Origin of the sequence: Streptomyces sp. CA-250714 (genome assembly GCF_050936705.1) — a bacterium.
In the GTDB taxonomy this organism is placed as follows: Bacteria; Actinomycetota; Actinomycetes; order Streptomycetales; family Streptomycetaceae; genus Streptomyces.
In genome coordinates this window covers 1,168,125-1,194,449 of record NZ_JBNJMI010000002.1, presented here as the reverse complement: position 1 = coordinate 1,194,449, position 26,325 = coordinate 1,168,125, and the positions used below count along the sequence as shown (strand labels likewise).

Below are 26,325 nucleotides of genomic sequence, written 5' to 3'. Positions count from 1 at the left end.
ACAATGCCGAACGCTATCGCTTGATGTCGACGCGGTGGTAGTCGGGATCGAGCCGGGATCGAGCGGGGGAGTGTCCGATGGTCGGAATGTCGACCGGCACTCTTGCGTCCGCCCGCTACGCTGACCGGGTGCGCTGCCTCACCGGCGCGCAAAGCCGACAGCCGTCGCATCCCAGGGAGCTTCTTCCATGGCCTCGTCGCCGAGCAGCACGACCGCATCCTCGTCCCCCACCCGGGCCGACGCGCTTCGCCAGGCGCTGGCCTCCCGCGTCGTCGTCGCCGACGGTGCGATGGGGACGATGATCCAGGCGCAGGACCCGACGCTGGAGGATTTTGAGCAGCTGGAGGGCTGCAACGAGATCCTGAACGTGACCCGCCCCGACATCATCCGCACAGTGCACCAGGAGTACTTCGCCGCCGGCGTGGACTGTGTGGAGACCAACACCTTCGGCGCCAACCACGCGGCGCTGGGGGAGTACGAGATCACCGACCGCATCTTCGAGCTCTCCGAGAAGGGCGTCCGCATCGCCCGCGACGTCGCCGACGAGTTCGAGGCCGAGGACGGCCGGATGCGCTGGGTGCTGGGCTCCATGGGCCCGGGCACCAAGCTGCCGACCCTCGGCCACGCCCCGTACGCCACCCTTCGGGACGCCTACCAGCAGAACGCCGAGGGAATGATCGCCGGCGGCGCCGACGCGCTGCTGGTGGAGACCACCCAGGACCTCCTGCAGACCAAGGCCTCCGTCATCGGCGCCCGCCGCGCGATGGAGGCGGCGGGCGTGAACCTGCCGCTGCTGTGCTCGGTCACCGTCGAGACGACCGGCACGATGCTGCTCGGTTCCGAGATCGGCGCCGCGCTCGCGGCCCTGGAGCCGCTGGGCATCGACATGATCGGGCTGAACTGCGCGACCGGCCCCGCCGAGATGAGCGAGCACCTGCGCTATCTGGCCCAGCACTCCCGCGTCCCGCTGTCGTGCATGCCGAACGCCGGTCTGCCGGTGCTGGGCAAGGACGGCGCCCACTACCCGCTCACCCCGCAGGAGCTGGCTGACGCGCACGACACCTTCGTCCGCGACTACGGCCTCTCCCTGGTGGGCGGCTGCTGCGGTACGACGCCCGAGCACCTGCGGCAGCTGGTGGAGCGGGTGCGCGGCCGTGCGCCGGCGCCGCGCGAACCGCAGCCGGAGCCCGCGGCGGCCTCCCTCTACCAGGCGGTGCCCTTCCGCCAGGACACCTCGTACCTGGCCATCGGGGAGCGGACCAACGCCAACGGGTCCAAGAAGTTCCGCGAGGCGATGCTGGAGGGCCGCTGGGAGGACTGCGTCGAGCTGGCCCGGGAGCAGATCCGCGAGGGCGCCCACATGCTCGACCTGTGCGTCGACTACGTCGGCCGGGACGGCGTCGCCGACATGGCGGAGCTGGCCGGGCGGCTGGCCACGGCGTCCACGCTGCCCATCGTGCTGGACTCGACGGAGATCGCCGTCATCCAGGCAGGGCTGGAGAAGCTGGGCGGCCGGGCCGTCATCAACTCCGTCAACTACGAGGACGGCGACGGCCCCGACTCCCGCTTCGCCAAGGTCACCAAACTGGCGGCCGAGCACGGCGCCGCGCTCATCGCGCTGACCATCGACGAGGAGGGCCAGGCCCGCTCCGCCGAACACAAGGTCGCCATCGCCGAACGCCTCATCGCGGACCTGACCGGCAACTACGGCATCCACGAGTCGGACATCCTCATCGACGTCCTCACCTTCACCATCTGCACCGGTCAGGAGGAGTCCCGCGAGGACGGCATCAACACGATCGAGGCCATCCGGCAGCTCAAGCAGAAGCACCCCGACGTCCAGACCGTCCTGGGCCTGTCGAACATCTCCTTCGGCCTGAACCCGGCCGCGCGGATCGTGCTCAACTCCGTCTTCCTCGACGAGTGCGTCAAGGCGGGGCTGGACTCCGCGATCGTGCACGCCAGCAAGATCCTGCCGATCTCCCGCTTCGACGAGGAGCAGGTCACCGTCGCCCGTGATCTGATCTACGACCGGCGCAGCGAGGGCTACGACCCGCTGCAGAAGCTGATGGAGCTGTTCGAGGGCGCCACCGCCAAGTCGATGAAGGCCGGCAAGGCCGAGGAGCTGGCGGCCCTCCCGCTGGAGGAGCGTCTCCAGCGCCGCATCATCGACGGCGAGCGCAATGGCCTGGAGGCCGATCTGGACGAGGCGCTCGAGGAGCGGCCCGCGCTCGACATCGTCAACGACACGCTGCTGGCGGGCATGAAGGTCGTCGGTGAGCTGTTCGGCTCCGGCCAGATGCAGCTGCCGTTCGTGCTCCAGTCGGCCGAGGTGATGAAGGCCGCCGTCGCCCACCTCGAACCGCACATGGAGAAGGCCGAGGACGCGGAGGGCAAGGGCACGATCGTGCTGGCCACGGTGCGCGGCGACGTCCACGACATCGGCAAGAACCTGGTCGACATCATCCTGTCCAACAACGGCTACCAGGTGATCAACCTCGGCATCAAACAGCCGGTTAGCGCCATCCTGGACGCCGCTGCCGAACACCGTGCGGATGTGATCGGCATGTCGGGGCTGCTGGTGAAGTCCACGGTGATCATGAAGGAGAACCTGGAGGAGCTCAACCAGCGGAAGATGGCCGCCGACTTCCCGGTCATCCTCGGCGGCGCCGCGCTCACCCGGGCCTACGTGGAGCAGGACCTGCACGAGATCTACGAGGGCGAGGTCCGCTACGCCAAGGACGCCTTCGAGGGGCTGAGCCTCATGGACGCCCTGATGGACGTCAAGCGCGGCGTCCCCGGCGCCAAGCTGCCCGAGCTCAAGCAGCGCCGGGTGGCCAAACGGGACCTCGACATCCCCGAGCCGGAGGTCAACGACGGCTCCATCCGCTCCGACGTTGCGGTCGACAATCCCGTCCCGGAGCCGCCATTCTGGGGCACCCGCGTCGTCAAGGGCCTCCAGCAGCAGGACTACGCCTCCTGGCTGGACGAAGGCGCCCTGTTCAAGGGCCAGTGGGGGCTCAAGGAGTCCCGCAAGGGCGGCGGCCCCACCTACGAGGAGCTGGTGGAGACCGAAGGGCGGCCGCGGCTGCGCGGCTGGCTGGAGCGGCTGCAGACGGAGAACCTGCTGGAGGCGTCCGCCGTCTACGGCTACTTCCCCTGCTACTCCAAGGGCGACGATCTGATCCTGCTGGACGAGCAGGGCAACGAGCGCACCCGCTTCACCTTCCCCCGGCAGCGGCGCGGCCGCCGGCTGTGCCTGGCCGATTTCTTCCGTCCGGAGGAGTCGGGCGAGACGGACGTGGTCGGGCTCCAGGTGGTCACCGTCGGCTCGAAGATCGGCGAGAAGACCGCCGAACTGTTCGCGGGCGACGCCTACCGCGACTACCTCGAGCTGCACGGCCTCTCCGTACAGCTTGCCGAGGCGCTGGCCGAGTACTGGCACGCCCGGGTCCGCAGCGAGCTGGGCTTCGCGGGCGAGGACCCCGACCAGATGCAGGGCATGTTCGACCTGAAGTACCGGGGAGCGCGCTTCTCCCTGGGCTACGGCGCCTGCCCCAACCTGGAGGACCGCGCGAAGATCGCCGACCTGCTGCGGCCCGAGCGGATCGGCGTCGAGCTGTCCGAGGAGTTCCAGCTGCACCCCGAGCAGTCGACCGACGCCATCGTGCTGCACCACCCCGAGGCCAAATATTTCAACGCCCGATGAGGGTATAGGTCATACACTGATCGGTCCGGTACAGGCCGGTCGTCCCCTTCCACCGGGGTTCCGCCGGAGTCCGCAGGGATTCCGCCGGGGTTCCGCCGGGAGGAGGCGGCCGGCCTTGTCGTCCCTTTGGAGTCGTCGTGCAAGGAGGTGCCACGGATGGCCGGTCCATCCCCCGCCGTCACCACTCTGACGGGTGAAGAGCCCGCGCTCCAGGCCGTGCTGCTGGACATGGACGGCACGCTGGTCGACACCGAGGACTTCTGGTGGGACGCGGAGGTCGAGGCCTTCGCTGAGCTGGGGCACGAGCTGCGCGACGAGTGGCGCACCGTGGTCGTCGGCGGGCCCATGTCACGCAGCGCCGGCTTTCTGATCGAGGCCACTGCCGCCGACATCGGCCTCGAAGAGCTCAGCGTGCTGCTGAACGCCAAGTTCATCGAGCGCCTGGAGCGCGGCGTTCCGTTGATGCCCGGCGCCCGCAGGCTGCTGGCGGAGCTGTCCGCGCACCGGATTCCCGCGGCGCTCGTCTCCGCCTCGCACCGCACCGTCGTCGACCGCATGCTCACCTGGATCGGCCCGGAGCACTTCGCCTTCACCGTCGCGGGGGACGAGCTGGCCCGTACGAAGCCGCATCCGGACCCCTATCTGACCGCGGCGCGCCGACTGAACGCCGACCCGGCCCGCTGTGCCGTGCTGGAGGACACCGCCACCGGTGTCGCCGCTGCCGAGGCCGCCGGCTGCCATGTCGTGGCCGTGCCGTCGATCGCGCCGATCAAGCCCAAGTCCGGTCGGACCATCGTGAGTTCACTCGAAGAAGTCGATCTCGAATTTCTCCGCTCACGGATCATGGTCGCGCGCTGAAGCACCTGCTTGCGCGCCCGATCTCCGCGCCGGATCTTTCGATTTCGCGGGGCGTGGAAAACGCGCTGCCCGGGCCTGGGAATGTCTTGCCGCGAGGGAAACAGAACGTTGAACTCCGGTGTCCGGTGCGCGCATTGGTCCAGTGACGTTCGTCACGTACGACCCCTCGATGGTGCTGCCGAGGGGTGGTGCCCCTGGGGCTCGTGGGGAAAATGTCCTTCCCATGTGTCCGCATTGGTGGCCCGGCGCGGAATTCGTTCCCGCGTCCGGATAGCGGACAGGAAGCTCATGGTTTCTGTCTGTGAAACCCGCTGCGTGGCCTGCGCTTCGGAAGTGATCGGAGTAGACCATTAATGTCGGTGTACCGGCCATTCCACCCCTGCAGCAAACCCTGGCCGGCCGAGGAGATCGTCGACCATGAACCGTAAAACTGTGGTGCTGCCGGTGCTTGCCGCCGGGCTGCTCACGCCGCTTCTCGCCGGGTGCGGGTCCGAGAAGGGCGGGAGCGCCGACGGCGACGCGATCGTCGTCGGCACGACGGACCACTTCGCGGTCGCCAAGGACGCGCCGGCCCCCTTCGACCCGGCAGCGGCGTACGACGTCGCGGCCTGGGGCGTGATGCGCAACACCTTCCAGACGCTCCTGCGCCTCCCGCGCACCGGCACCACCCCGGTGACGGACGCCGCCGCCAAGTGCGGCTTCACCGGTGGGTCCAACGAGCAGTACCGCTGCACCATGCGCAAGGGCCAGCGGTTCTCCAACGGGCACACGCTGGACGCCGAGGATGTCGAGTTCTCCCTGCAGCGCCTTCAGCGCATCAACCACAAGGGCGGCCCCGCCGTCCTCTTCAGCAACCTCGACCGCGTCGAGGCCAACGGGAACAACGAGGTCGTCTTCCACCTCAAGAAGCCCGACGCGACCTTCCCGTACAAGCTGACGACCCCGGCCGCCGCCATCGTCGACAGCCAGAGCTACCCGGCCGACTCACTCACCAAGGGCGACCAGCTGACCGGCTCCGGCCCCTACGCGCTCGACAGCCTCGACTCCAAGTCCGCGGTCCTCGCCAAGAACCCGCACTACGGCGGCGCGCTCAAGCTGCACAACAGCAAGATCGAGCTGCGCTTCTTCGACGGCGCCGACGGCATGGAGAAGGCGCTCAAGGCCGGCGATATCGATGTCATGGGCCGCACCGTCTCGCCCAGCCAGGTGAGCCGGCTCGACAACGCCCAGACCAAGGACATCGAGCTGGTCGAGCAGCCCGGCCAGGAGATCCGCTACCTCGCCTTCGACACCGACGACAAGACCGCGGGCAAGAAGGCCGTCCGCCGGGCGATGGCCCAGCTCGTCGACCGTAAGAAGATCGTGCGGGACGCCTACGACCACAGCACCGAGCCGCTCTACAGCCTCGTACCGGCCGGGCTGCCCGCCCACCGCAACTCGTTCTTCAACAAGTACGGCGAGCCCGACAAGGCCGCGGCCGAGCGCACCCTGCGCAGCGCGAACATCGACAAGCCCGTCAAGCTCACCCTCACCTACACCACCGACCACTACGGCGACGCCACCGCCGAGGAGTTCGCCGTACTGAAGGAGCAGCTCAACGAGAGCGGCCTCTTCGACGTACGGACCAAGGCCGTCAAGTGGGACACGTTCCGGCCCGCGGCCACCGACGGCAAGTACCAGGTCTGGGGCTACGGCTGGTACCCCGACTTCCCCGACGCGGACAATTTCGTCGCCCCCTTCTTCGAGAAGGACAACTTCCTCGGCTCGCTGTATACCAACCGCGAGATCCGCGACGAGATCGTTCCGCAGACCCGCCGACAGACCGAACGCGCCGCCACCACGGGTGCCTTCGGCCGCGCGCAGGACATCGTCGCCGAGGACGTACCGGTGCTCCCGCTCTGGCAGGGCAAGCAGTATCTGGCAGCGCGGGACGACATCACCGGCGTCGAATGGACCCTCAACTCCTCGTCGGTACTCCAGCTGTGGGAGCTGGGCCGCGGGCAGAGCGACTGACGCGCCGGGGCCGTTCGGCGGCGGCGCTGGGGGCGCGCGCCCCACTGCGCTTGGGCAGTCTGCGCCAGGGGCGCAGGGTGGGCAAGCGCAGCCCCATTGCGGGGTACGCAAGCGCCGCCGGGCACCCCTACGCGGAGCCGGGCCGCACCAGTCCGCTCTCGTACGCGTACACCGCCGCCTGCACCCGGTCGCGTAGGCCCAGCTTGGTCAGGACGTGGCCGACATGCGTCTTGACGGTCGTCTCGCTCACGAAGAGGTCCGCCGCGATCTCCGCGTTCGACAGCCCGCGCGCCACCAGCTTCAGCACCTCCACCTCACGCTCCGTCAGCTGATGGAGCGTGTCCGGCACCGGCTCCTCGCCCGAGGGCAGCTTGCCCGCGTACTTGTCCAGCAGCCGGCGGGTGATGCTCGGCGCCAGCATGGCCTCGCCGGCCGCCACCACCCGGATGGCCTGCACCAGCTCGCCGGCGGGCGCGTCCTTCAGCAGAAAGCCGCTGGCCCCGGCCCGCAGCGCCTCCACCACATACTCGTCCAGGTCGAACGTGGTGAGCACCAGCACCTTCGCCGGGCCGTCCTTGGCGGGCCCGGTGATCCGGCGGGTGGCCTCCACGCCGTCCATCCGCGGCATCCGGATGTCCATCAGGACCACATCCGGCTGCAGCGCCCGCACCTGATCCAGCGCCTGGAGACCGTCACCGGCCTCACCGACCACCGCAAGGTCCTGCTCGGCCTCCAGGATCATCCGGAAGCCGGTGCGCAGGAGCGGCTGGTCGTCGACCAGCAGTACGCGGATTGCCACGGGAACTCCTCAGGGGGACGGCAGCGGTCGCCCCATTCTCACTCAGCCCCCGGGGCGGTGGCTCGTTGCCCTTCCGAATCCGGCTCCGACTCCGATCCCGGCTCCCGCGGCTCGGGCAGCCGGGGCTGGATCATCAGCGGATACGGCGGGGGAGTGCCCCCGAACTCCGGGCAGTGCGCCTGGTGGTCGCACCAGTCGCACAGCCGGCTCGGCTTGGGGCGCCAGTCGCCCGTCTCCGTCGCCCGCTCGATCGCGTCCCACAGGGCCAGCAGCTTGCGCTCGGTGGCCTGCAGATCGCGCTCGTCCGGATCGTAGGTGAGGACATCGCCGCTGCCCAGGAAGACCAGCTGCAACCGCCGGGGCACCACCCCGCGCAGCCGCCACAGCACCAGGGCGTAGAACTTCATCTGGAACAGCGGGCCCTCGGCGTACTCCGGGCGCGGTGCCTTGCCCGTCTTGTAGTCGACGATCCGCACCTCGCCGGTGGGCGCCACATCCACTCGGTCGATGATCCCGCGCAGCCGCAGTCCCGACTCCAGCCGGGCCTCCACGAACAGCTCGCGCTCCGCGGGCTCCAACCGGGTGGGGTCCTCCAGGGTGAACCACCGCTCCACCAGCGCCTCGGCCTCCGCGAGCCACTGCGCCAACTGGGCACCGTCCGAGGCGTCCTCAGCGAACAGCTCGGCCAGCTCCGGGCGCTTGGCCAGCAGCCGCTCCCACTCCCCGGCCACCATGGCCCGTGCCCGCCGCGCGCTGCGCTCCTGGGCCGGAGCGTCGAAGAGTCTCTCCAGCACCGCATGCACCACCGTCCCCCGAGTGGCGGCGGCGGAGGGCTTCTCGGGCAGTTTGTCGATCACCCGGAAGCGGTAGAGCAGCGGGCACTGCATGAAGTCCCCCGCCCGGGAGGGCGACAGCGAGGTCGGCGGTGTGGCCGCGCTGGTTCTCATGGGGTAAGACCCTACGGCCCACCACTGACAGCGGACACTTACCATCGACGGCAGACCCCTCGCGCCGGTTGATCGCCAGCCAGAGAATGATTCGGCAGCCGCGCGGCGCAGCGGGGCGCGAGGGAAGCAGCAGAGGGGAACCCGTGGCGGACGAGGACAACGACGGGAAGCCGCGGTCCGGCGGCTCCGGCGAGGGGACCGGCCCCGAAGAGCCGAAGCGCCGTCAGCCGGCCCCCCGTAAACCCGTACGCCCCAGCCCCCCGGGCGGCGGCATCCTGATGGGCCGTCCGTTCGGCGTCCCCGTCTACGTCGCCCCCTCCTGGTTCCTCGTCGCGCTCCTGATCACCTGGGTCTTCGGCGGCCAGCTCGACCGCGTACTGCCCGATCTGGGCGCCGTCCGCTATCTGATCGCGCTCTTCTTCGCCGTCGCGTTCTACGCCTCCGTCCTCGTCCACGAGCTCGCCCACACGGTCGCCGCGCTCCGCTTCAAGCTGCCGGTGCGCCGCATCCAGCTGCAGTTCTTCGGCGGCGTCTCCGAGATCGAGAAGGAGTCCGAGACCCCGGGCCGGGAATTCATCCTCGCCTTCGTGGGCCCGCTGCTCTCCCTCGCCCTGGCCGGCGTCTTCTACGGTGCGATGCGCGCGGTCGAACCCCGCAGCGTCCCCGGCGTGCTGCTGGCGGGGCTGATGGTCTCCAACCTCCTGGTCGCCGCCTTCAACCTGCTGCCCGGCCTTCCGCTGGACGGCGGCCGGATGCTGCGCGCCGTCATCTGGAAGATCAGCGGCAAGCCGATGACCGGCACCGTCGCCGCCGCCTGGATCGGCCGGGCACTGGCCGTCGCCGTGCTGATCGGCCTCCCGCTGGCCACCCACGCGGGCGGCCTGGCCAGGGACGGCGTCAGCGGCACGGACTCCCTCACCGACGCGCTGCTCGCCGCGATCCTCGCCGCCATCATCTGGACCGGGGCCGGCAACAGCCTGCGGATGGCCCGGCTGCGCGAACGCCTGCCCGAACTGCGCGCCCGGATGCTGACCCGGCGCGCCGTCCCGGTCGAGACCGACACCCCCCTCTCCGAGGCGCTGCGCCGCGCCAACGCCGCCGGCGCCCGCGGCCTGGTCGTCGTCGACGGCAAGGGCGACCCGCTCTCCCTGGTCAGGGAGGCCGCCATCGCCTCCGTCCCCGAGCACCGCCGCCCCTGGGTCGCGGTCAGCACCCTCGCGCAGGACCTGAAGGAGGGCATGCGGGTCCCCGCCGAGCTGGCCGGCGAGGACCTGCTGGAATGGCTGCGCGCCACCCCCGCCACCGAGTACCTGGTGGTGGAGGAGACCGGTGAGATCTACGGGGTGCTGTCCACCGCGGACGTCGAGCGCGCGTTCATGGAGGCCATGTCCAAGCGCCCGGACCAGGACGGCGGCAAGCCCACCGGCTAACCGCCCCCCGCGGACCGGCTAGGCTGTGCGTATGTCCGAACCGACCGGTGCCGCCCGCCGTCGCGGGCCCTTCAAGGTCGGGGACCAGGTCCAGCTCACCGACCCCAAGGGACGCCACTACACGATCACCCTCGAAGAGGGAAAGAGCTTCCACACCCACAAGGGAGCCTTCCCCCACGACGAGCTGATCGGTGCGCCCGAGGGGAGTGTCGTCCGTACCACCGGAAACGTCGCCTATCTCGCGCTGCGTCCACTGCTCCCCGACTATGTCCTGTCCATGCCGCGGGGAGCCGCCGTCGTCTATCCCAAGGACGCCGGACAGGTGCTCGCCATGGCCGACATCTTCCCCGGCGCACGTGTCGTCGAGGCAGGGGTCGGCTCCGGCTCGCTGAGCACCTTCCTGCTCCGCGCCATCGGCGACCAGGGCATGCTCCACTCCTACGAGCGCCGTGCCGATTTCGCCGAGATCGCCCAGCAGAACGTGGAGCGCTACTTCGGCAGCCCCCACCCGGCCTGGACGCTCACCGTCGGTGACCTCCAGGACAACCTCGCCGACACCGACGTGGACCGCGTCATCCTCGACATGCTCGCCCCCTGGGAATGCCTGGAGGCCGTCTCCAAGGCCCTGGTGCCCGGCGGCATCCTGTGCGCCTACGTCGCCACCACCACGCAGATGGCGCGCATGGTCGAGTCGATCCGCGAGTTCGGGACGTTCAACGAGCCGCAGGCGTGGGAGACGATGGTGCGCAACTGGCACATCGAGGGCCTCGCCGTCCGCCCCGACCATCGCATGATCGGTCACACCGGCTTCCTGCTCACGGCCCGCCGGCTGGCCGACGGTGTCGAGCCGCCGCTGCGCCGCCGCCGGCCCGCCAAGGGCGCCTACGGCGAGGACTACACGGGCCCCGGCAGCCAGTCCGGCGGCCGCGCCTCCTAGCCGCCCGCCGCCGCCTCCGGCCGGCCCCCGCCCAACATGCGCTGCCCCGTACCCGCACCGAACCCGGGTACGGGGCAGCGGCGTTGGGCCCTCGGCGAACGAGGGGACCCGGCCGTTCCACGGCGATGTGACCTGTGGCACGATGCGAGGCACTTACTCCTCGCGTCCGCCTCGTCCCGCCCAGGAGTCACCCCGAGTGACGGAACTGCCGCACACCCGCACCCGCGCCGTCCACTGGCTCGCCACCGCCGCAGCCCTCGCCGCCGTGCTCGGCGGCACGGCCCTCCTGCACCCCGCCACCGCCACCCCCGCGCCCGGCACCGGCGCCGTCGGCCGGGCTCCCGATCCGGACCGCGCCCGCTATCCGCTGCACTGCGGCCCGGCCGGCACCCGTACCGACGTACTCGACAGGGCCGCCGCCGACTTCGACGGCGACGGCACAGCGGAGACCGTCGCGGTCGTCCGCTGCCGGGCCCGCGGGGGCACCCCGCCCAGCGCGGTCTTCGTGCTCTCCCGCACCGCCGACACCGGCCGCCCGCGGATCGCCGCCACGCTCGTCGAGCAGCGGGAGGGAATGTCGGTCCGGGACCTCGCCGTGCGGGGCACCACCCTCTCCGCGACCCTCCTCGGCTACTCCTCGGCCGATGTGCCGCGCTGCTGTCCGGACAAGCGACGCACGGTCAAGTGGGAGTGGCGCGAGGGGAAGTTCGCCCTGCGTCCAGGACCGGTGGCGGGCGGTGGCGTCAGCGTCTGACGGCCCCTCCTGCCACACCGTGAATGCCTGCCGACTCGACTCCGACTCGGGACGAAATAGTGCGGCCCTTGAAGGGTGTTGAACGTCTCGACACCACAACCGGTCGCTTTCAGATGGTTGTGGGTGGGTATTCCCTGTCCTGAGGGAGTGCGCAAGGGTGAAGATCGGACACACCCCGACCGTCTTTGTGATCTAGGGGTTTCAACCCGCACCGGCCCAGGTAGGGTCGAAGCGTCCAGCTCCCCCTGGAGGAGGTGAGGACCGTGGCAGCCCACGACGACGACACCAACCGCGGCATCCGGCCCGGTCGGGGTTCCGAAGACCCGTCCGGCCAGATCGCCTACCTTGAGCAGGAAATCGCCGTCCTGCGCCGCAAGCTCGCCGACTCTCCGCGGCACACTCGTATTCTCGAGGAGCGGATCGTCGAGCTGCAGACCAACCTGGCCGGTGTGTCCGCCCAGAACGAGCGGCTCTCCAACACGCTCCGTGAGGCGCGTGACCAGATCGTGGCCCTCAAGGAAGAGGTCGACAGGCTCGCCCAGCCGCCGGCGGGCTTCGGAGTCTTTCTACAGGCGAACGAGGACGACACGGCCGACATCTTCACCGGAGGCAGAAAACTCCGGGTGAACGTCAGCCCCAACGTCGACCTCCAGTCGCTCCAGCGCGGCCAGGAGCTCATGCTGAACGAGGCGCTCAACGTGGTCGAGGCCATGGAGTTCGAGCGCGCGGGTGACATCGTCACCCTCAAGGAAGTACTCGACGACGGAGAGCGAGCGCTGGTCGTCGGCCACACCGACGAGGAGCGCGTCGTGCGCCTCGCCGAGCCGCTGCTGAACACCACGCTGCGGGCCGGGGACGCACTGCTGCTGGAGAGCCGCTCCGGCTACGTCTTCGAGGTCGTGCCCAAGAGCGAGGTCGAGGAACTGGTCCTCGAAGAGGTCCCCGACATCGACTACACCAAGATCGGTGGCCTCAGCGGACAGATCGAGCAGATCCGGGACGCCGTCGAGCTCCCGTACCTGTACCCGGACCTCTTCCGGGAACACGAACTGCGCCCGCCCAAGGGCGTGCTGCTCTACGGCCCGCCCGGCTGCGGCAAGACGCTCATCGCCAAGGCGGTGGCCAACTCGCTGGCCAAGAAGGTCGCCGAGGTCACCGGCAAGCCCCAGGGGAAGAGCTACTTCCTCAACATCAAGGGCCCCGAGCTGCTCAACAAGTACGTGGGTGAGACCGAGCGGCACATCCGGCTCGTCTTCCAGCGGGCCCGGGAGAAGGCCAGCGAGGGCACACCCGTCATCGTCTTCTTCGACGAGATGGACTCCCTCTTCCGCACCCGTGGCTCGGGCGTAAGCTCGGACGTGGAGAACACCATCGTTCCGCAGCTGCTCTCCGAGATCGACGGTGTGGAGGGCCTGGAGAACGTCATCGTCATCGGCGCCTCGAACCGCGAGGACATGATCGACCCGGCGATCCTGCGTCCCGGCCGGCTGGACGTGAAGATCAAGATCGAGCGCCCGGACGCCGAGGCGGCCAAGGACATCTTCTCCAAGTACCTCACCCCGAACCTGCCGCTCCACGCGGACGACGTCGCGGAGCACGGCGGCAATGTGGAGGCCGCCTGCGACGCCATGATCCAGTCGGTCGTCGAGCAGATGTACGCGGAGTCGGAGGAGAACCGCTTCCTCGAGGTCACCTACGCCAACGGTGACAAGGAAGTCCTCTACTTCAAGGACTTCAACTCCGGCGCCATGATCGAGAACATCGTCGGCCGGGCCAAGAAGATGGCCATCAAGGCGTATCTGGACCAGAACCAGAAGGGTCTGCGCGTCTCCCATCTCCTGTCGGCCTGTGTGGACGAGTTCAAGGAGAACGAGGACCTGCCCAACACCACCAACCCGGACGACTGGGCCCGCATCTCCGGCAAGAAGGGCGAGCGGATCGTGTACATCCGCACCCTCGTCACCGGCAAGCAGGGAGCGGACACCGGCCGTTCCATCGACACCGTCGCCAACACCGGTCAGTACCTGTAACGAGGACCGATTCCGGCTGCGGGTCCCCGCCCGGGGTACCCGCAGCCGGATTGTTTCCCGGAGCATCAAGGAAGTCCGCAGAGTGATCTCCCCACTCCGCTGTGTGCGTCATAGGCTCTTCCCTACCGCCGCGACGCGCAGTGCGCATGAGGGGGCCGCACACGGGACGGATGCGCAGCGGGACTTGAACGGTGGTCCACCGGCGGGCCGCCGTCAGGCAAGGAGGGCAGCATGACCGTACGGCGCGTAATGGGCATCGAGACCGAGTACGGGATTTCCGTGCCCGGCCACCCCAACGCCAATGCCATGCTCACCTCGTCCCAGGTCGTCAACGCCTACGCGGCCGCGATGCACCGGGCGCGCCGCGCCCGCTGGGACTTCGAGGAGGAGAACCCGCTGCGGGACGCCCGCGGCTTCGATCTGGCTCGTGAGTCGGCCGACGCCAGCCAGCTGACGGACGAGGACATCGGCCTGGCCAACGTCATCCTCACCAACGGAGCCCGGCTCTACGTCGACCACGCACACCCCGAGTACAGCGCCCCCGAGGTCACCAACCCACGGGACGCCGTGCTGTGGGACAAGGCGGGCGAGCGGATCATGGCCGAGGCCGCGGAGCGCGCGGCCGAGGTCCCCGGCACCAGCCCGATCCACCTCTACAAGAACAACACCGACAACAAAGGCGCCTCCTACGGCACACACGAGAACTATCTGATGAAGCGGGAGACCCCGTTCTCGGAGATCGTGCGGCACCTGACCCCCTTCTTCATCTCCCGGCAGGTCGTGTGCGGAGCCGGGCGGGTGGGACTCGGGCAGGACGGCAGTGAGCACGGGTTCCAGCTCACCCAGCGCGCCGACTACTTCGAGGTCGAGGTCGGGCTGGAGACCACGCTCAAGCGGCCCATCATCAATACCCGCGACGAGCCGCACGCCGACGCCGAGAAGTACCGGCGGCTGCACGTCATCATCGGCGACGCCAACCTCTCGGAGGTCTCCACCTACCTCAAGCTGGGCACGACCTCACTGGTGCTGTCCATGATCGAGGACGGCTTCATCGCCGTCGACCTCGCCGTCGACCAGCCCGTCCGCACCCTGCACCAGGTCTCCCACGATCCGACACTCGAACGGCTGATCACCCTCCGCAACGGCCGCACCCTCACCGCCGTACAGCTCCAGATGGAGTACTACGAGCTGGCCAGCAAGTACGTGGAGGAGCGCTGGGGCGCAGACGCGGACGAGCAGACCCAGGATGTGCTGGCCCGCTGGGAGGACGTGCTGGGCCGGCTGGAGCGCGACCCGATGAGCCTGGCGGGGGAGCTGGACTGGGTCGCCAAACGCGAGCTGATGGAGGGCTACCGCCGGCGCGACGGACTCGACTGGGACGCCCCCAGGCTGCACCTGGTGGATCTCCAGTACGCGGACGTACGTCCCGACAAGGGCCTCTACAACCGGCTGGTCTCCCGCGGCAGCATGCAGCGGCTGCTGTCCGAGGAGGAGGTCAAGGAGGCCACCTTCAAGCCCCCGGAGGACACCCGCGCCTACTTCCGCGGGCGCTGCCTGGAGCAGTACGCCGACGACGTGGCCGCCGCCTCCTGGGACTCGGTCATCTTCGACCTCCCCGGCCGTGACTCTCTGCAACGGGTCCCCACCCTGGAGCCGCTGCGGGGTACCCGTAACCACGTGAAGGAGCTGCTGGACCGCTGCCGCACAGCGGAAGAGCTGGTGAAGGTGCTTTCGGGCGGCTGAATCGCGGCTATTCGGTCCGCGGTCCGGGAATCATCGAGGTGGTTGTCGGACGTTGTAACAACGAAGGAGCCGATGTCAGTCCTGGCTTGTAGGGTCTGATCTTGTACGTTCCGCGTACACCACCGAACCGAGCGGGGTGAGGGATATGGCGACCAAGGACACCGGCGGCGGACAGCAGAGGTCCACGCGTCACACCGAGGAGACCGAGGAGCAGACCCAGGACGCGCAGGTCTCCGAGGACCTCAAGGAACGCCAGGAGGCGATCTCGGACGACGTGGACTCGGTGCTGGACGAAATCGACGACGTACTCGAAGAGAACGCAGAGGATTTCGTGAGGTCCTTCGTTCAAAAGGGTGGTCAGTGATTTTCCCTTCGAAAAGAAGGGGGCCAGCCGATGGGAGACGGTGAATCGAAGCGCTGCTCGCGCTGTCGGCGTGGCCTGTCCCTGGAGGCGTTTGGGCGTCACCGGGGGCGGGCCGATGGCCTACAGGATTACTGCAGGCAGTGTGCCCGTGAATACGCGAAGCAGTGGGACAAGCGGAAGCGGCACGAACGGCGGCTGTTGAAGTACCCCCCGACGCCTGCCGGTTACAAACTATGTCGCTCGTGTGGGCAGGTGAAACCGCACAGCGAATGGCATCGGAACGCGACAGCGTCAGACGGTCTGTCCACCCGTTGCAAGCAGTGCAAAGCGACCGAGGGACGTGCCGGACACCTCAAGCGCAAGTACGGCATGACAGTGGAGGGGCGGCAGGCACTCGTCGACGAGCAGTTCGGTATCTGCCCGATCTGCCTCAGACCCGATCCTGAGCATGTGGACCACGATCATGAGACGGGTAGGGTCCGGGGCGTACTGTGCTTCAGCTGCAATGCCGCGCTGGGGCAGTTCAGGGATCGGCCGGACGTCATGCGGCGTGCGGCCGCCTACGTGGAAGGAAACGTGTGGAAGCCGAAATTGGTAGCACCGGGCGTCTACCGGCTGCCTTCCTGACGCCGGGGTCGTCCTCCTTCATGGACTTTCTGTCAGCCCACGCTCCGGAGCAGCTGCCCGGCAATCGGCCGCTGCCGCCCGTGGAGGGTGCCGTGCAGGCGCCGCACGGGACCACGATCGTGGCCGCGACGTTCGCCGGCGGTGTGGTGCTGGCCGGGGACCGGCGGGCGACGATGGGCAACGTCATCGCGCAGCGGGACATCGAGAAGGTGTTCCCCGCCGACGAGCACTCCGCCGTGGGGATCGCGGGCACTGCGGGCCTGGCCGTGGAGATGGTGAAGCTGTTCCAGCTGGAGCTGGAGCACTTCGAGAAGGTGGAGGGTTCCACGCTCTCCCTGGAGGGCAAGGCCAACCGCCTCTCCACGATGATCCGCAGCAACCTGGGCATGGCGATGCAGGGCCTCGCCGTGGTCCCGCTGTTCGCCGGGTTCGACCTCGACCGCGGCAAGGGCCGGATCTTCTCCTACGACGTGACAGGCGGCCGCTCCGAGGAGCCCGGCTTCGCCGGAGTCGGCTCCGGCTCGGTCTTCGCCCGCGGCTCGCTCAAGAAGCTCTACCGCGATGAGATGACCGAGGAGCAGGCCGCCACGGTGGTCCTCCAGGCGCTGTACGACGCCGCGGACGACGACTCCGCCACCGGCGGCCCCGATATGACGCGCCGTATCTATCCGGTCGTCGTGGCGATCACCGAGGACGGTTACCGCAGGCTGAGAGAGGAGGAGGTCTCCGGGCTGGCGCAGACGGTGCACGACGGCCGCCTCCAGCTGCCCAACGGGCCGCAGGCCCCCGTCTCCTAGAGCACTCATTCGGACAGGAAGGGACGGATAGCCGGTGTCGACGCCGTTCTATGTGTCACCCCAGCAGGCAATGGCCGACCGCGCCGAGTATGCCCGCAAGGGCATCGCGCGCGGACGCAGCGTGGTCGTGTTGCAGTACGCGGACGGCATCGTTTTCGTCGCCGAGAACCCCTCTCGGGCACTGCACAAGGTCAGCGAGATCTATGACCGGATCGCCTTCGCCGCAGTCGGCAAGTACAACGAGTTCGAGAATCTGCGCATCGGCGGTGTCCGCTACGCCGACCTGCGCGGCTACACCTACGACCGCGAGGACGTCACGGCGCGCGGCCTCGCCAATGTCTACGCCCAGACGCTGGGCACGATCTTCTCGGCGAACGCGGAGAAGCCCTACGAGGTGGAGCTGATCGTCGCCGAGGTGGGCCCGGCCCCCGAGGACGACCAGATCTACCGGCTGCCGCACGACGGCTCGATCGTGGACGAGCACGGCTCGGTCGCCGTCGGTGGCAACTCCGACCAGATCGGCAGCTATATGGACCAGCGGCACCGGGAGGGAATGTCGCTGGGCGAGGCGCTGAAGCTTGCCGTCGAGGCCCTCAAGCGGGACAGCAACGGCAGTGAACGCACACTGACCGCCGAGCAGTTGGAGGTGGCGGTGCTCGACCGGACGCGCCCCCAGCGGCGCAAGTTCAAGCGCGTCCCCGGCGGCCAGGTGGCCCGTCTGCTGGAGGAGACCCCGGCTCCGGAGAGCACGGAGGGCGAGACCGAGGGCGGCGAAGAGAAGTAGCACCACGGACCCCGTCCCCGAGTTCGAGGGGCGGGGGTCCCGGCGTCAGCCGGCGGAATCCGCTCCGCAGGGGCCGGTCGATCCGCGTACGACCAGCTGCACCGGCAGCCGCACAGGCTCCACCTGCCGGCCGTCCAGCACGGCCAGCAGGGCCCGCATGCCGGCGGCACCCACCCGCTCGGCGGGCAACCGTACGGTCGTCAACTCGGGCTCCACGGCGGTGGCGAGAGCGACATCGTCGACTCCGGTCACGGACAGCTCCTCCGGTACCCGCAGGCCGAGCCGCCGGGCCGCCTTCAGCGCGCCGACGGCGAGCAGGTCGTCGTCGCATACGAGCGCGGTCGGCCCGGCTTCCGCATCGTCGGCGGCGGCTGTGAGGGCCCGGGTTGCCGCCTCCAGCCCGCTCGCCACACTCAGCGCCGCGCGTTCGGTGCGTACCAGGGCGGCTCCGCTAGCGCGCAGCTCCTGGTGCAGGGCTCGCGCCCGTACCTCGAAGGTCCAGGAGTCCACGTCGGCCGCGATGTGGGCGATCCTGCGGTGGCCCAGCTCCCGCAGATGGGCCACCACCTGCCGCATGCCGTCGGCGAGATCGACGTTGACGGTGGCGTCACAGGCCCCCTCGTCGCTGTCCAGCATCACCAGCGGCAGTCCTTCGCCGCGCAGCGCCGCGAGCGCCTCGGGGGCCATGGAGGAGGCGATGACGCCGTCGAGTGCGGTACGGGCCGAGGCGAAGGGGTCGGGAGCCGCGTTGATGCCTTCGGGTGAGGGGTAGAGGACGATCCCGAAGTCGTGTGCGCCGGCGACCTCGGCGGCTCCCCGGTGGACGGTGGCGAAGAAGTCGTTGGTGAGCACGGGGACCACCAGCAGCGCTGTGCGGGTGCGGCCGAGGCGCAGGGTGCGGGCCGCGAGGTTGGGGCGGTAGCCGAGCTCGCGGGCCGCGGCGCGGACGGCCTCGGCGGTGCGGGCGGAGACCCGGCCCTGCCATTTGCCGCCGAGCACGAGCGAGACGGTGGCCTGGGAGACGCCCGCCGCTCCGGCCACGTCATGCCCGGTGGGCCGGGCGCGGCCCCGGCTTCCGGTGCCACGGTCCCCGCCGGCTGCTGCGTGCTGTCCTGGCACGGGAAACTCCTTCACCGCGGCTGCCCTGGCATGGTACGTATGACGAGGCCGTTATACGTAAAACTGGGAGAGGGGTGGGGCGGATGGCGACGGGCTACGCCGAGCTGCTGCGGGCCAGACACGCGATGCGCCTGCTGGCGGGAACGCTGGTGGGCAGGCTGCCGAATGCCACGGGGCCAATTGCCATCGCGCTGTTCATCCGCGCCGACGGCGGCAGCATGGCGCTGGCGGGCGCCCTCTCGGCGGTCTACGGCCTCGCCACCGCGTTCGGCCAGCCGATGCTGGGGCGGCTGGTGGATCTGTTCGGGCAGCCGCGGGTGATGCTGCCCGCCGCCGTCGTCTCGGCAGCGGGCGCGGGCACCCTGGCGCTGGCGGGGATCGGCTCGCTGCCGCTGGCCTGTCTGAGTGTGCTGGTCTTCGGCCTGTTCACCCCGCCGCTGGAGGGCGGGCTGCGGGCGCTGTGGCCGACCGTGTTGCGGCGCGAGGAGCAGGTGCACAGCGCGTACGCGCTCGACGCCGTCGCCCAGGAGGTGATGTTCGCGGCGGGACCCTTGCTGGTGACGGTGCTGGTCGCCGGGTGGAGCGAGGCGGCGGCGCTGCTGGTGGTCAACGTGCTGGGGGTGCTGGGCGCCCTCTCGGTCGTCGTCTCGCCGCCGTCCCGCCGCTGGCGCTCCTCGCCCCGTAAGCCGCACTGGCTGGGCGCGCTGCGCTCACCGGGGCTGAAGGTGCTGCTGGGCTCGTTCTTCTTCGTGGGGCTGGCGCTGGGCACCTTCGCGCTGGCCGCGGTCTCCTACGCCGGTGACCACGACGACAAGCTGATCTCCACCTATCTGCTTGCAGCCCAGGGCGCGGGCGCCCTGGTGGGCGGGGTCGGCTACGGGGCACGGAGCTGGCCGGGCAGCCACGAGGGGCGGCTGCGGGTGCTGGTGGGGCTGTTCGCGCTGGGCAATCTGCCGCTGGCCCTGGTGCCCGGGGTGCCGGTGATGGTGGTGCTGGGCGGCCTCTCCGGGCTGTTCCTGGCCCCGGCGCTGGCCTGCGCCTTCGTGGTGGTCGACCGGCATGCGCCGTCGGGAACGGTGACGGAGGCGTTCTCCTGGCTGGTGACGACGTTCGGGGTGGGCGCCGCGGTGGGTACGGCCGCGGTGGGCTCGGTCATCGAGTGGGGTGGCACGGGCGCGGGCTTCGGCCTGGCCGGGGCCGGCGGGCTGGCGGCGCTGGTCGTCATCGTGGCGGCGCGGCGCTTCCTGGCGCTCCCGGACGGCTCCGCGCCGGGCGCCGTGGTGGCGGGCTCACCGGTGCCCTCGGCGGCGCCCGTCGCCGGACCGGTGGCCGCCGCGACGCCCTCCACGGGCGCCGACAGCGAGCCGCAGCCGGGCCCTCCGCACACCGGAACCGGACGTCAGGGGCGCCTGCCAGGTGCGGAAACTGATCGGAATGGCTCTCCCGAACCCGGTTTCAGATCCTCCACGTAGGCGTAATGTTCAGGCATGGACCGCCGAATCTTCGGGCTGGAGAACGAGTACGGCGTCACGTGTACGTTCCGGGGCCAGCGCCGGCTGTCCCCCGACGAGGTGGCGCGGTACCTCTTCCGCCGTGTTGTGTCATGGGGCCGCAGCAGCAATGTGTTTCTGCGGAACGGCGCGCGCCTCTATCTGGACGTGGGCTCGCACCCGGAGTACGCCACTCCGGAGTGCGACAGCGTGACCGAGCTGGTCACCCACGACAAGTCGGGTGAGCGCATTCTCGAGGGCCTCCTGGTCGACGCCGAACGCCGTCTGCACGAGGAGGGCATCGCAGGCGACGTCTATCTCTTCAAGAACAACACCGACTCGGCAGGCAACTCCTACGGGTGTCACGAGAACTATCTGGTGGCCCGGCACGGGGAGTTCTCCCGACTGGCGGACGTACTCATCCCGTTCCTGGTGACGCGGCAGCTGGTGTGCGGCGCCGGCAAGGTGCTGCAGACCCCGCGCGGCGCCGTCTACTGCGTCAGCCAGCGTGCCGAGCACATCTGGGAAGGCGTCAGCTCCGCGACGACGCGCTCCCGCCCGATCATCAACACCCGCGACGAACCGCACGCGGACGCGGAGCGGTACCGCAGGCTGCACGTCATCGTGGGCGACTCGAACATGTCGGAGACGACGATGCTGCTCAAGGTCGGCGCCACCGACCTGGTGCTGCGCATGATCGAGGCCGGCACGGTGATGCGGGATCTGACGCTGGAGAACCCGATCCGGGCGATCCGTGAGGTCAGCCACGACATCACAGGGCAGCGCAAGGTGCGGCTGGCCAGCGGCCGGGAGGCGTCCGCGCTGGAGGTCCAGCAGGAGTACTTCGACAAGGCGCTGGACTTCTGCGACCGGCGCGGCATCCGCACCGGCCGGGTCGAACAGGTGCTGGAGCTGTGGGGACGGGCCCTGGAGGCGGTGCGCACCCAGGAGCTGGACAAGATCAACACCGAGATCGACTGGGTGATGAAGTACCAGCTCATCGAGCGGTACCGGGCGAAGAACAACATCACGATGTCGCACCCGAGGATCGCGCAGATAGACCTCGCGTATCACGACATCCACCGCCGCCGGGGCCTCTACTACCTGCTGGAGCGCAGCGGCAAGGCGGCCCGTATCTGCAACGACGTCAAGATCTTCGAGGGCAAGTCGGTGCCGCCGCAGACGACCCGGGCCCGGCTGCGCGGCGACTTCATCCGCAGGGCCCAGGAGCAGCGCCGGGACTTCACCGTCGACTGGGTGCATCTGAAGCTGAACGACCAGGCGCAGCGCACCGTGCTGTGCAAGGACCCGTTCCGGTCGGTGGACGAGCGGGTGGAGAAACTCATCGCGGGGATGTGACCGACGACGGCGTCCGGCCGATGAGCTGACGCGGCGTCCGAAGGCTGAAGCGAGGGCGGTTCCGGGCTTCCGGGACCGCCCTTCGCGTGTGCGTCAGCGTGGGTTGACCGGTGTCCGGTGGCGCCGTGTCGTGGGCGGCAGCCGCCTCGTTGCTGGGTCGTAGGCTGTCAGGACCGCACGAACGTCACTTAACCCGCGAGTGGGACACATGTTGTATTTCTCCGGGGGCTCGACCCCCCGTAACACCCGAGCCTTCCGGACCCCGCCCAGGACGCGTACGCGCTTCGCCGCCCTTCTCGCTGTTCCGTTGCTGGCCGTCGCGGCGGCGGCCTGCGGCAGTGACGACGGCTCGTCCGATGCGAAGGGCGGCACCCCGGCGGTGAGCGGCCCCTGGGGCAAGAAGCCCCAGATCGACAAGGGCGAGGGCGACCCGCCCGACGAGCTCAAGACGAAGGTGCTCAGGAGCGGCGACGGACAGAAGGTGCGCAAGGGCGACGCGGTCAGCGCGCAGTACGTGGGCCAGTTGTGGAACGGCAAGGAGTTCGACAGCAGCTGGAAGCGCCAGATGCCCGCCACCTTCCAGATCGGTACCGGAAAGGTCATCAAGGGCTGGGACGAGGCGCTCGTCGGCAAGAAGACCGGCAGCCGCGTCGAGATCGTCGCACCGCCGGACAAGGGATACGGCAAGAAGGGCCAGCCGCCGACGATCCCCGGCGACTCCACGCTGGTCTTCGTCGTCGACCTGGAGAAGATCGCCCCGAGCCAGATCGACGGCAAGCCGGTGAACAAGCCGCAGAACGCGCAGCTTCCCAAGGTGAGCACCAAGGTTGAGAAGAACAAGGCGCCGACGATCCAGCTGCCCAAGGGCAAGGAGACGGCGCCCGGCCGGCTGATCAGCGAGACCATCGTCCAGGGCGACGGCAAGAAGAAGGTCGGCGCGAACAGCACGATCCTGACCCACTTCACCGCCAAGGCCTGGAAGGGCGGCAAGCAGTTGGACGACACCTGGGCCCAGAACGGTGCGCCGCAGGAGATCCCCGTCGCCCAGATCCCCGGCTGGAAGGAGGGGCTGAAGGGGGTCAGGACCGGCAGCCGTGTGGTGATCTCGGTGCCGCAGAGCACGTTCCCCAAGGAGCAGCAGAAGCAGTTCAAGAACGGAGTCGTCTTCTCGGTGGACGTGCTCGACGTGAAGTGACCACTTCCGTGGCAGACTGGCGCGGTTGTCCCGCAGATACGTTCGTAGGAGCAATTTCGTGAGCATCGACAAGCCCGAGGTCGACTTCCCCGAGGGCGAGCCGCCGTCCGACCTGGAGACCCAGGACCTGTGGGAGGGCGACGGACCCGAGGCCAAGGCCGGGGACAACGTCTCCGTGCACTACGTGGGCGTCTCCTTCTCCACGGGTGAGGAGTTCGACGCCAGCTGGAACCGCGGCAAGCCGCTCCAGTTCCAGCTGGGCGCCGGCCAGGTCATCGAGGGCTGGGACAAGGGCGTTCAGGGCATGAAGGTCGGCGGCCGCCGCCGGCTGACCATCCCGCCGCACCTCGCCTACGGCGAGCGCGGCGCGGGCGGCGGGCGGATCAAGCCCAACGAGACGCTGATCTTCGTCTGCGACCTCGTCTCGGTCTGACGGCCGATATCACACCCGACGGGAGCCCCGCCGACCGCGGGGCTCCCGGCTTTTGCCTCCCGCCGCGCTGGCGGTACGGTCGAGGGCCCAGAACAGCATGAGAGAGGGCACGAGGGAACCCATGGCGATTGCCAAGGCCGAGCGGCTGATGAATCTGGCGCTGTGCCTGCTGGGGGCCCGCCGCCCGCTCACCAAGCGTGAGCTGCGCGCGTCGATCGAGGCGTACGTCGAGGCCTACGGGCCGGGAGAGGCTGTGGCGTTCGGCTCGGGGGAGGCAGGTGCGGCCTCCGGCACCGGGGACGGGGCCACGGGGTCCGAGGAGTCCTTCAGCCGGATGTTCGAGCGCGACAAGGACGACCTGCGCGAGCTGGGGCTCGTCATCGACACTGTCGACAACCTCGACGGGGAGACCGGCTACGTCGCCCGCCGGGACAGCAACCGGCTGCCGCCCATCACTCTGGACGCGGCGGAGGCCACCGCGCTCGGGCTCGCGGCCCGTGTCTGGCAGCAGGCCCGGCTCGCCGCGGCGGCCAGCGGCGCCTTGCAGAAGCTGCACGCCGCCGGCGGTATGCCGCCCGGCACCATTCCGGAACAGGGCGGAGAGCGGCAGCTCAGCACGCTGGAGCCGCATATTCCGGCGCGCGAGGCCGCGTTCGAGCCGCTGATGCTGGCCTGCCGCGACCGCCGCCCCGTCGTCTTCGACTACCGCAAGTCCAACGCGGCCCGGCCCGAGCGGCGCCATGTCGAGCCGTGGACGCTGGAGTGCTGGCGCGGGCACTGGTACCTGGCGGGCTGGGACCGGGAGCGGCAGGCCGAGCGGGTCTTCCGGCTTTCGCGGATCACCGGTCCGGTCCGCTCCCGCGCCGCCGCCTTCACCGCGCCGGTACCCGATCAGGTGACGGTGCGCGAGACCGTGGAGCGCTGGGCGGGGGAGGGCGCCACCAGCACGGCGCGGATCAGGCTGCGCGCCGGCGCGGGCTACCCGCTGCGGGCGCGGGCCCTGCACACCCGGGAACTCGACGACGGGTGGGACGAGTTGGAGATCCCGTACGGACACGGCCTGGACGCCTGGCTGGTGGAGTTCGGTCCGGACGTCGTCGTACTGGAGCCCGCCGAGCTGCGCGCCGACGTGATCGACCGGCTGCGCGCCGTGGCAAAGGGCTGAGGGAGGAGCGGCACATGGCGGTGAACGCCATCGACCAGACCCGCAGGATGCTCTCGCTGGTCACCTATCTCAAGGACCGGCCGGGAGCCCGGGTCGAGGAGGTCGCGCGCGCCTTCGGGATCTCCGACGACGAGCTGATCTCCGATCTGAATGTGCTGCCGATGTGCGGCACCAGCTTCCGCGGGGGCGATCTGCTGGAGATCGACACCGACGGGGAGCGCATCTGGTGGCGGAACGCCGAGGCACTGGGCAGCGATACGGCGCAGCCGCTGCGGCTGGCCGCTGACGAGGCGACGGCGCTGCTGGTCGCGGCCCGCGCCGTGGCCACCCTGCCGGGGCTGCGGGAGAGCGACCGGGACGCGCTGCAGCGGGCCACGGCCAAGCTGGAGACGGCCGCCGGCGAGAGCGCGGGCGCCAGCTCGCGGCTGTCGGTCACCTTCGAATCCGAGGGCGGCGTCTTCGCCGACGTCGACCGCGCCATCGCCGAGCGCCGTCGGCTGTGGATCCGCTACTACTCGCCCGCACGGGACGAGCTCACCGAGCGCGAGGTGGACCCGATCCGGCTGTTCGCCGTCGGACACACCTACGTCGAGGCGTGGTGCCGGCTCTCGGAGGCGCGGCGCACCTTCCGGCTGGACCGGGTGGCCGAGATCAAGCTGCTGGACGAGCGCTCCGACCCGCCGCCGATAGAGCCGCGCGATCTGAGCGCCGGGCTGGTGCAGCCCGCGGCCACCGATCCGGAGGTCGTCGTCGAGGTCGCTCCGGGTGGGCGCTGGGTCGCCGAGTACTACCCGCACGACAGCGCCGAGGAGCTGCCCGACGGTGGGCTGCGCATCACGCTGCGTACGCCCGATCCCGCTTCGCTGCGGCGGCTGGCGCTCCGGCTGGGCCCTGATGGCCGTATCACGGCGCCGGAGGAGCTCGCCCAGAGCGCACGGGACGCGGCGCGGAAGGCACTGGCGGCGTACGGCGAGCAGGTCGTATAGGGGGAGGACGGCAGGGAGCCGTCACCGCCAGGCACTAGGCTGCACCTCATGCTCTGGCCGATGTTCTTTCTGGCGCTCGCGTTCTGCGGGATCGCCGTGCTCGGAGTGCTCGCCGTACGGGTGGGGCTGGAGGTCCGGCGCTTCTCGCGGGCGGTCGGCGACAGCTCCGAGCGGATCACCCGGGCCGCCGAGAACCTGGAACGGGCGGCGACGCCGCTGGCCACGCGGACCGGCCGAGGGGCGGGGCCCGGCGGAACGCAAGGCTCGAACGAGACATAACCGACCCATGGCCGGTCTCCAGCCCTGGATCGGGGAGCGGTAGGCTGCAAGGTGCCGCGTCGACGGGCGCTGGAGTGTGCCACCGGGGGGATGCACAGGGATTGCCTGGTGTTCACTCCACAGGGTTACGATCGATGCCGGCACGTCAGCACGATGAAGCCAGTCCGATTCATCCGGCAGGCACGGAACACGCCGCCCCGGCGAGAAGGTAGTGGCAACATGCCCCTAGGTTTGAGGCCCATGGAGATCGTTCTGATTCTCCTCGTCATCCTGCTGCTGTTCGGCGCCAAGAAGCTTCCGGACATGGCGCGTTCGCTGGGCAAGTCGGCCCGCATCCTCAAGAGCGAAGCCAAGCAGATGAAGAAGGAAGGCGCCTCCGACGCCGAAGCGGACAAGTCGGGTGAGGCGCAGCAGTCGGCGCCGAAGACCATCCAGGCCGCTCCCGGTGACGTCTCGACGTCGCGTCCCGTCACCGAGCCGGCGGACCAGCCGAAGCAGAGCTGAGCG

Annotated in this window: 23 protein-coding genes; 20 read left to right on the top strand and 3 right to left on the bottom strand. The window is 69.7% G+C overall.

Annotated features, from left to right (window positions below; genetic code table 11):
- The first annotated feature begins 187 nt into the window (after nucleotides 1–187).
- The 3 genes from metH (at nucleotide 188) to ACQEU8_RS24245 (ending at nucleotide 6,580) form a co-directional block, all read left to right on the top strand.
- Nucleotides 188–3,709 carry a methionine synthase gene (gene metH, locus ACQEU8_RS24255; protein ID WP_433104503.1) on the top strand — a complete coding sequence of 1,174 codons (3,522 nt, stop codon included), beginning with the start codon at nucleotides 188–190 and terminating at the stop codon, nucleotides 3,707–3,709.
- Nucleotides 3,710–3,865: 156 nt separating this feature from the next.
- Complete coding sequence (locus ACQEU8_RS24250; protein ID WP_433104501.1) at nucleotides 3,866–4,567, top strand: HAD family hydrolase; 702 nt, start codon at nucleotides 3,866–3,868, stop codon at nucleotides 4,565–4,567.
- Between the two features lie 417 nt (nucleotides 4,568–4,984).
- A complete protein-coding gene (locus tag ACQEU8_RS24245) occupies nucleotides 4,985–6,580 on the top strand; it encodes an ABC transporter substrate-binding protein (protein ID WP_433104499.1) in 1,596 nt (531 codons plus the stop codon).
- A 127-nt stretch (nucleotides 6,581–6,707) separates the two neighbouring features.
- Here ACQEU8_RS24245 and ACQEU8_RS24240 read toward each other — a convergent pair whose 3' ends face one another.
- Both ACQEU8_RS24240 and ACQEU8_RS24235 read right to left on the bottom strand, forming a co-directional pair.
- Nucleotides 6,708–7,379: a response regulator gene (locus ACQEU8_RS24240; protein WP_114020508.1), complete on the bottom strand. Its 672-nt coding sequence runs from the start codon at nucleotides 7,377–7,379 to the stop codon at nucleotides 6,708–6,710.
- A 38-nt stretch (nucleotides 7,380–7,417) separates the two neighbouring features.
- Nucleotides 7,418–8,326 (bottom strand): RecB family exonuclease, encoded by a 909-nt coding sequence (locus ACQEU8_RS24235; protein ID WP_433104496.1) that lies wholly within the window; start codon nucleotides 8,324–8,326, stop codon nucleotides 7,418–7,420.
- On the opposite strand from ACQEU8_RS24235, the gene ACQEU8_RS24230 reads away from it, so the two are divergent.
- The 9 genes from ACQEU8_RS24230 to prcA all read left to right on the top strand — a co-directional run bounded on the left by ACQEU8_RS24230 (nucleotide 8,305) and on the right by prcA (nucleotide 17,792).
- Nucleotides 8,305–9,756 (top strand): site-2 protease family protein, encoded by a 1,452-nt coding sequence (locus ACQEU8_RS24230; protein WP_433104494.1) that lies wholly within the window; start codon nucleotides 8,305–8,307, stop codon nucleotides 9,754–9,756. The two genes, ACQEU8_RS24235 and ACQEU8_RS24230, sit on opposite strands and share 22 nt — an antisense overlap.
- Nucleotides 9,757–9,787: 31 nt before the next feature.
- A complete protein-coding gene (locus tag ACQEU8_RS24225; RefSeq protein ID WP_433104492.1) occupies nucleotides 9,788–10,693 on the top strand; it encodes a tRNA (adenine-N1)-methyltransferase in 906 nt (301 codons plus the stop codon).
- A gap of 196 nt (nucleotides 10,694–10,889) precedes the next feature.
- Nucleotides 10,890–11,447, top strand: coding sequence for a hypothetical protein (locus ACQEU8_RS24220; protein ID WP_433104490.1), 558 nt, complete (start codon nucleotides 10,890–10,892; stop codon nucleotides 11,445–11,447).
- 263 nt (nucleotides 11,448–11,710) lie between these two features.
- Nucleotides 11,711–13,477, top strand: a complete 1,767-nt coding sequence (gene arc / locus ACQEU8_RS24215) for a proteasome ATPase (protein WP_433104488.1) — start codon at nucleotides 11,711–11,713, stop codon at nucleotides 13,475–13,477.
- Nucleotides 13,478–13,708: 231 nt separating this feature from the next.
- Complete coding sequence (gene dop / locus ACQEU8_RS24210) at nucleotides 13,709–15,220, top strand: depupylase/deamidase Dop (protein ID WP_433104486.1); 1,512 nt, start codon at nucleotides 13,709–13,711, stop codon at nucleotides 15,218–15,220.
- A gap of 145 nt (nucleotides 15,221–15,365) precedes the next feature.
- A complete protein-coding gene (locus ACQEU8_RS24205; protein ID WP_433104484.1) occupies nucleotides 15,366–15,584 on the top strand; it encodes a ubiquitin-like protein Pup in 219 nt (72 codons plus the stop codon).
- A gap of 30 nt (nucleotides 15,585–15,614) precedes the next feature.
- On the top strand, nucleotides 15,615–16,211 hold the full coding sequence (locus ACQEU8_RS24200) for an endonuclease VII domain-containing protein (RefSeq protein WP_433104482.1): 597 nt from the start codon (nucleotides 15,615–15,617) through the stop codon (nucleotides 16,209–16,211).
- Nucleotides 16,163–17,008 (top strand): proteasome subunit beta, encoded by an 846-nt coding sequence (prcB, locus tag ACQEU8_RS24195; protein ID WP_433104480.1) that lies wholly within the window; start codon nucleotides 16,163–16,165, stop codon nucleotides 17,006–17,008. The genes ACQEU8_RS24200 and prcB overlap by 49 nt, the downstream gene beginning before the upstream one ends.
- 34 nt (nucleotides 17,009–17,042) lie before the next feature.
- Complete coding sequence (prcA, locus tag ACQEU8_RS24190) at nucleotides 17,043–17,792, top strand: proteasome subunit alpha (protein WP_433104478.1); 750 nt, start codon at nucleotides 17,043–17,045, stop codon at nucleotides 17,790–17,792.
- Nucleotides 17,793–17,837: 45 nt separating this feature from the next.
- Here prcA and ACQEU8_RS24185 read toward each other — a convergent pair whose 3' ends face one another.
- On the bottom strand, nucleotides 17,838–18,911 hold the full coding sequence (locus ACQEU8_RS24185; protein WP_433104476.1) for a LacI family DNA-binding transcriptional regulator: 1,074 nt from the start codon (nucleotides 18,909–18,911) through the stop codon (nucleotides 17,838–17,840).
- A gap of 83 nt (nucleotides 18,912–18,994) precedes the next feature.
- On the opposite strand from ACQEU8_RS24185, the gene ACQEU8_RS24180 reads away from it, so the two are divergent.
- The 8 genes from ACQEU8_RS24180 (at nucleotide 18,995) to tatA (ending at nucleotide 26,322) form a co-directional block, all read left to right on the top strand.
- A complete protein-coding gene (locus ACQEU8_RS24180) occupies nucleotides 18,995–20,383 on the top strand; it encodes an MFS transporter (protein ID WP_433104474.1) in 1,389 nt (462 codons plus the stop codon).
- Between the two features lie 15 nt (nucleotides 20,384–20,398).
- A complete protein-coding gene (gene pafA, locus ACQEU8_RS24175; RefSeq protein ID WP_433104472.1) occupies nucleotides 20,399–21,760 on the top strand; it encodes a Pup--protein ligase in 1,362 nt (453 codons plus the stop codon).
- A 307-nt stretch (nucleotides 21,761–22,067) separates the two neighbouring features.
- Complete coding sequence (locus tag ACQEU8_RS24170) at nucleotides 22,068–22,955, top strand: FKBP-type peptidyl-prolyl cis-trans isomerase (protein ID WP_433104470.1); 888 nt, start codon at nucleotides 22,068–22,070, stop codon at nucleotides 22,953–22,955.
- 58 nt (nucleotides 22,956–23,013) lie between these two features.
- A complete protein-coding gene (locus ACQEU8_RS24165; RefSeq protein ID WP_433104468.1) occupies nucleotides 23,014–23,388 on the top strand; it encodes an FKBP-type peptidyl-prolyl cis-trans isomerase in 375 nt (124 codons plus the stop codon).
- A gap of 121 nt (nucleotides 23,389–23,509) precedes the next feature.
- Nucleotides 23,510–24,553 carry a helix-turn-helix transcriptional regulator gene (locus ACQEU8_RS24160; protein ID WP_433104466.1) on the top strand — a complete coding sequence of 348 codons (1,044 nt, stop codon included), beginning with the start codon at nucleotides 23,510–23,512 and terminating at the stop codon, nucleotides 24,551–24,553.
- A 14-nt stretch (nucleotides 24,554–24,567) separates the two neighbouring features.
- Nucleotides 24,568–25,539 (top strand): helix-turn-helix transcriptional regulator, encoded by a 972-nt coding sequence (locus ACQEU8_RS24155; protein WP_433104464.1) that lies wholly within the window; start codon nucleotides 24,568–24,570, stop codon nucleotides 25,537–25,539.
- 48 nt (nucleotides 25,540–25,587) lie between these two features.
- Entirely contained in the window at nucleotides 25,588–25,818 is a 231-nt protein-coding gene (locus ACQEU8_RS24150; protein WP_433104462.1) for a hypothetical protein, read from the top strand.
- Between the two features lie 219 nt (nucleotides 25,819–26,037).
- Nucleotides 26,038–26,322: a Sec-independent protein translocase subunit TatA gene (gene tatA / locus ACQEU8_RS24145; RefSeq protein ID WP_433104460.1), complete on the top strand. Its 285-nt coding sequence runs from the start codon at nucleotides 26,038–26,040 to the stop codon at nucleotides 26,320–26,322.
- Nucleotides 26,323–26,325: the final 3 nt, after the last annotated feature.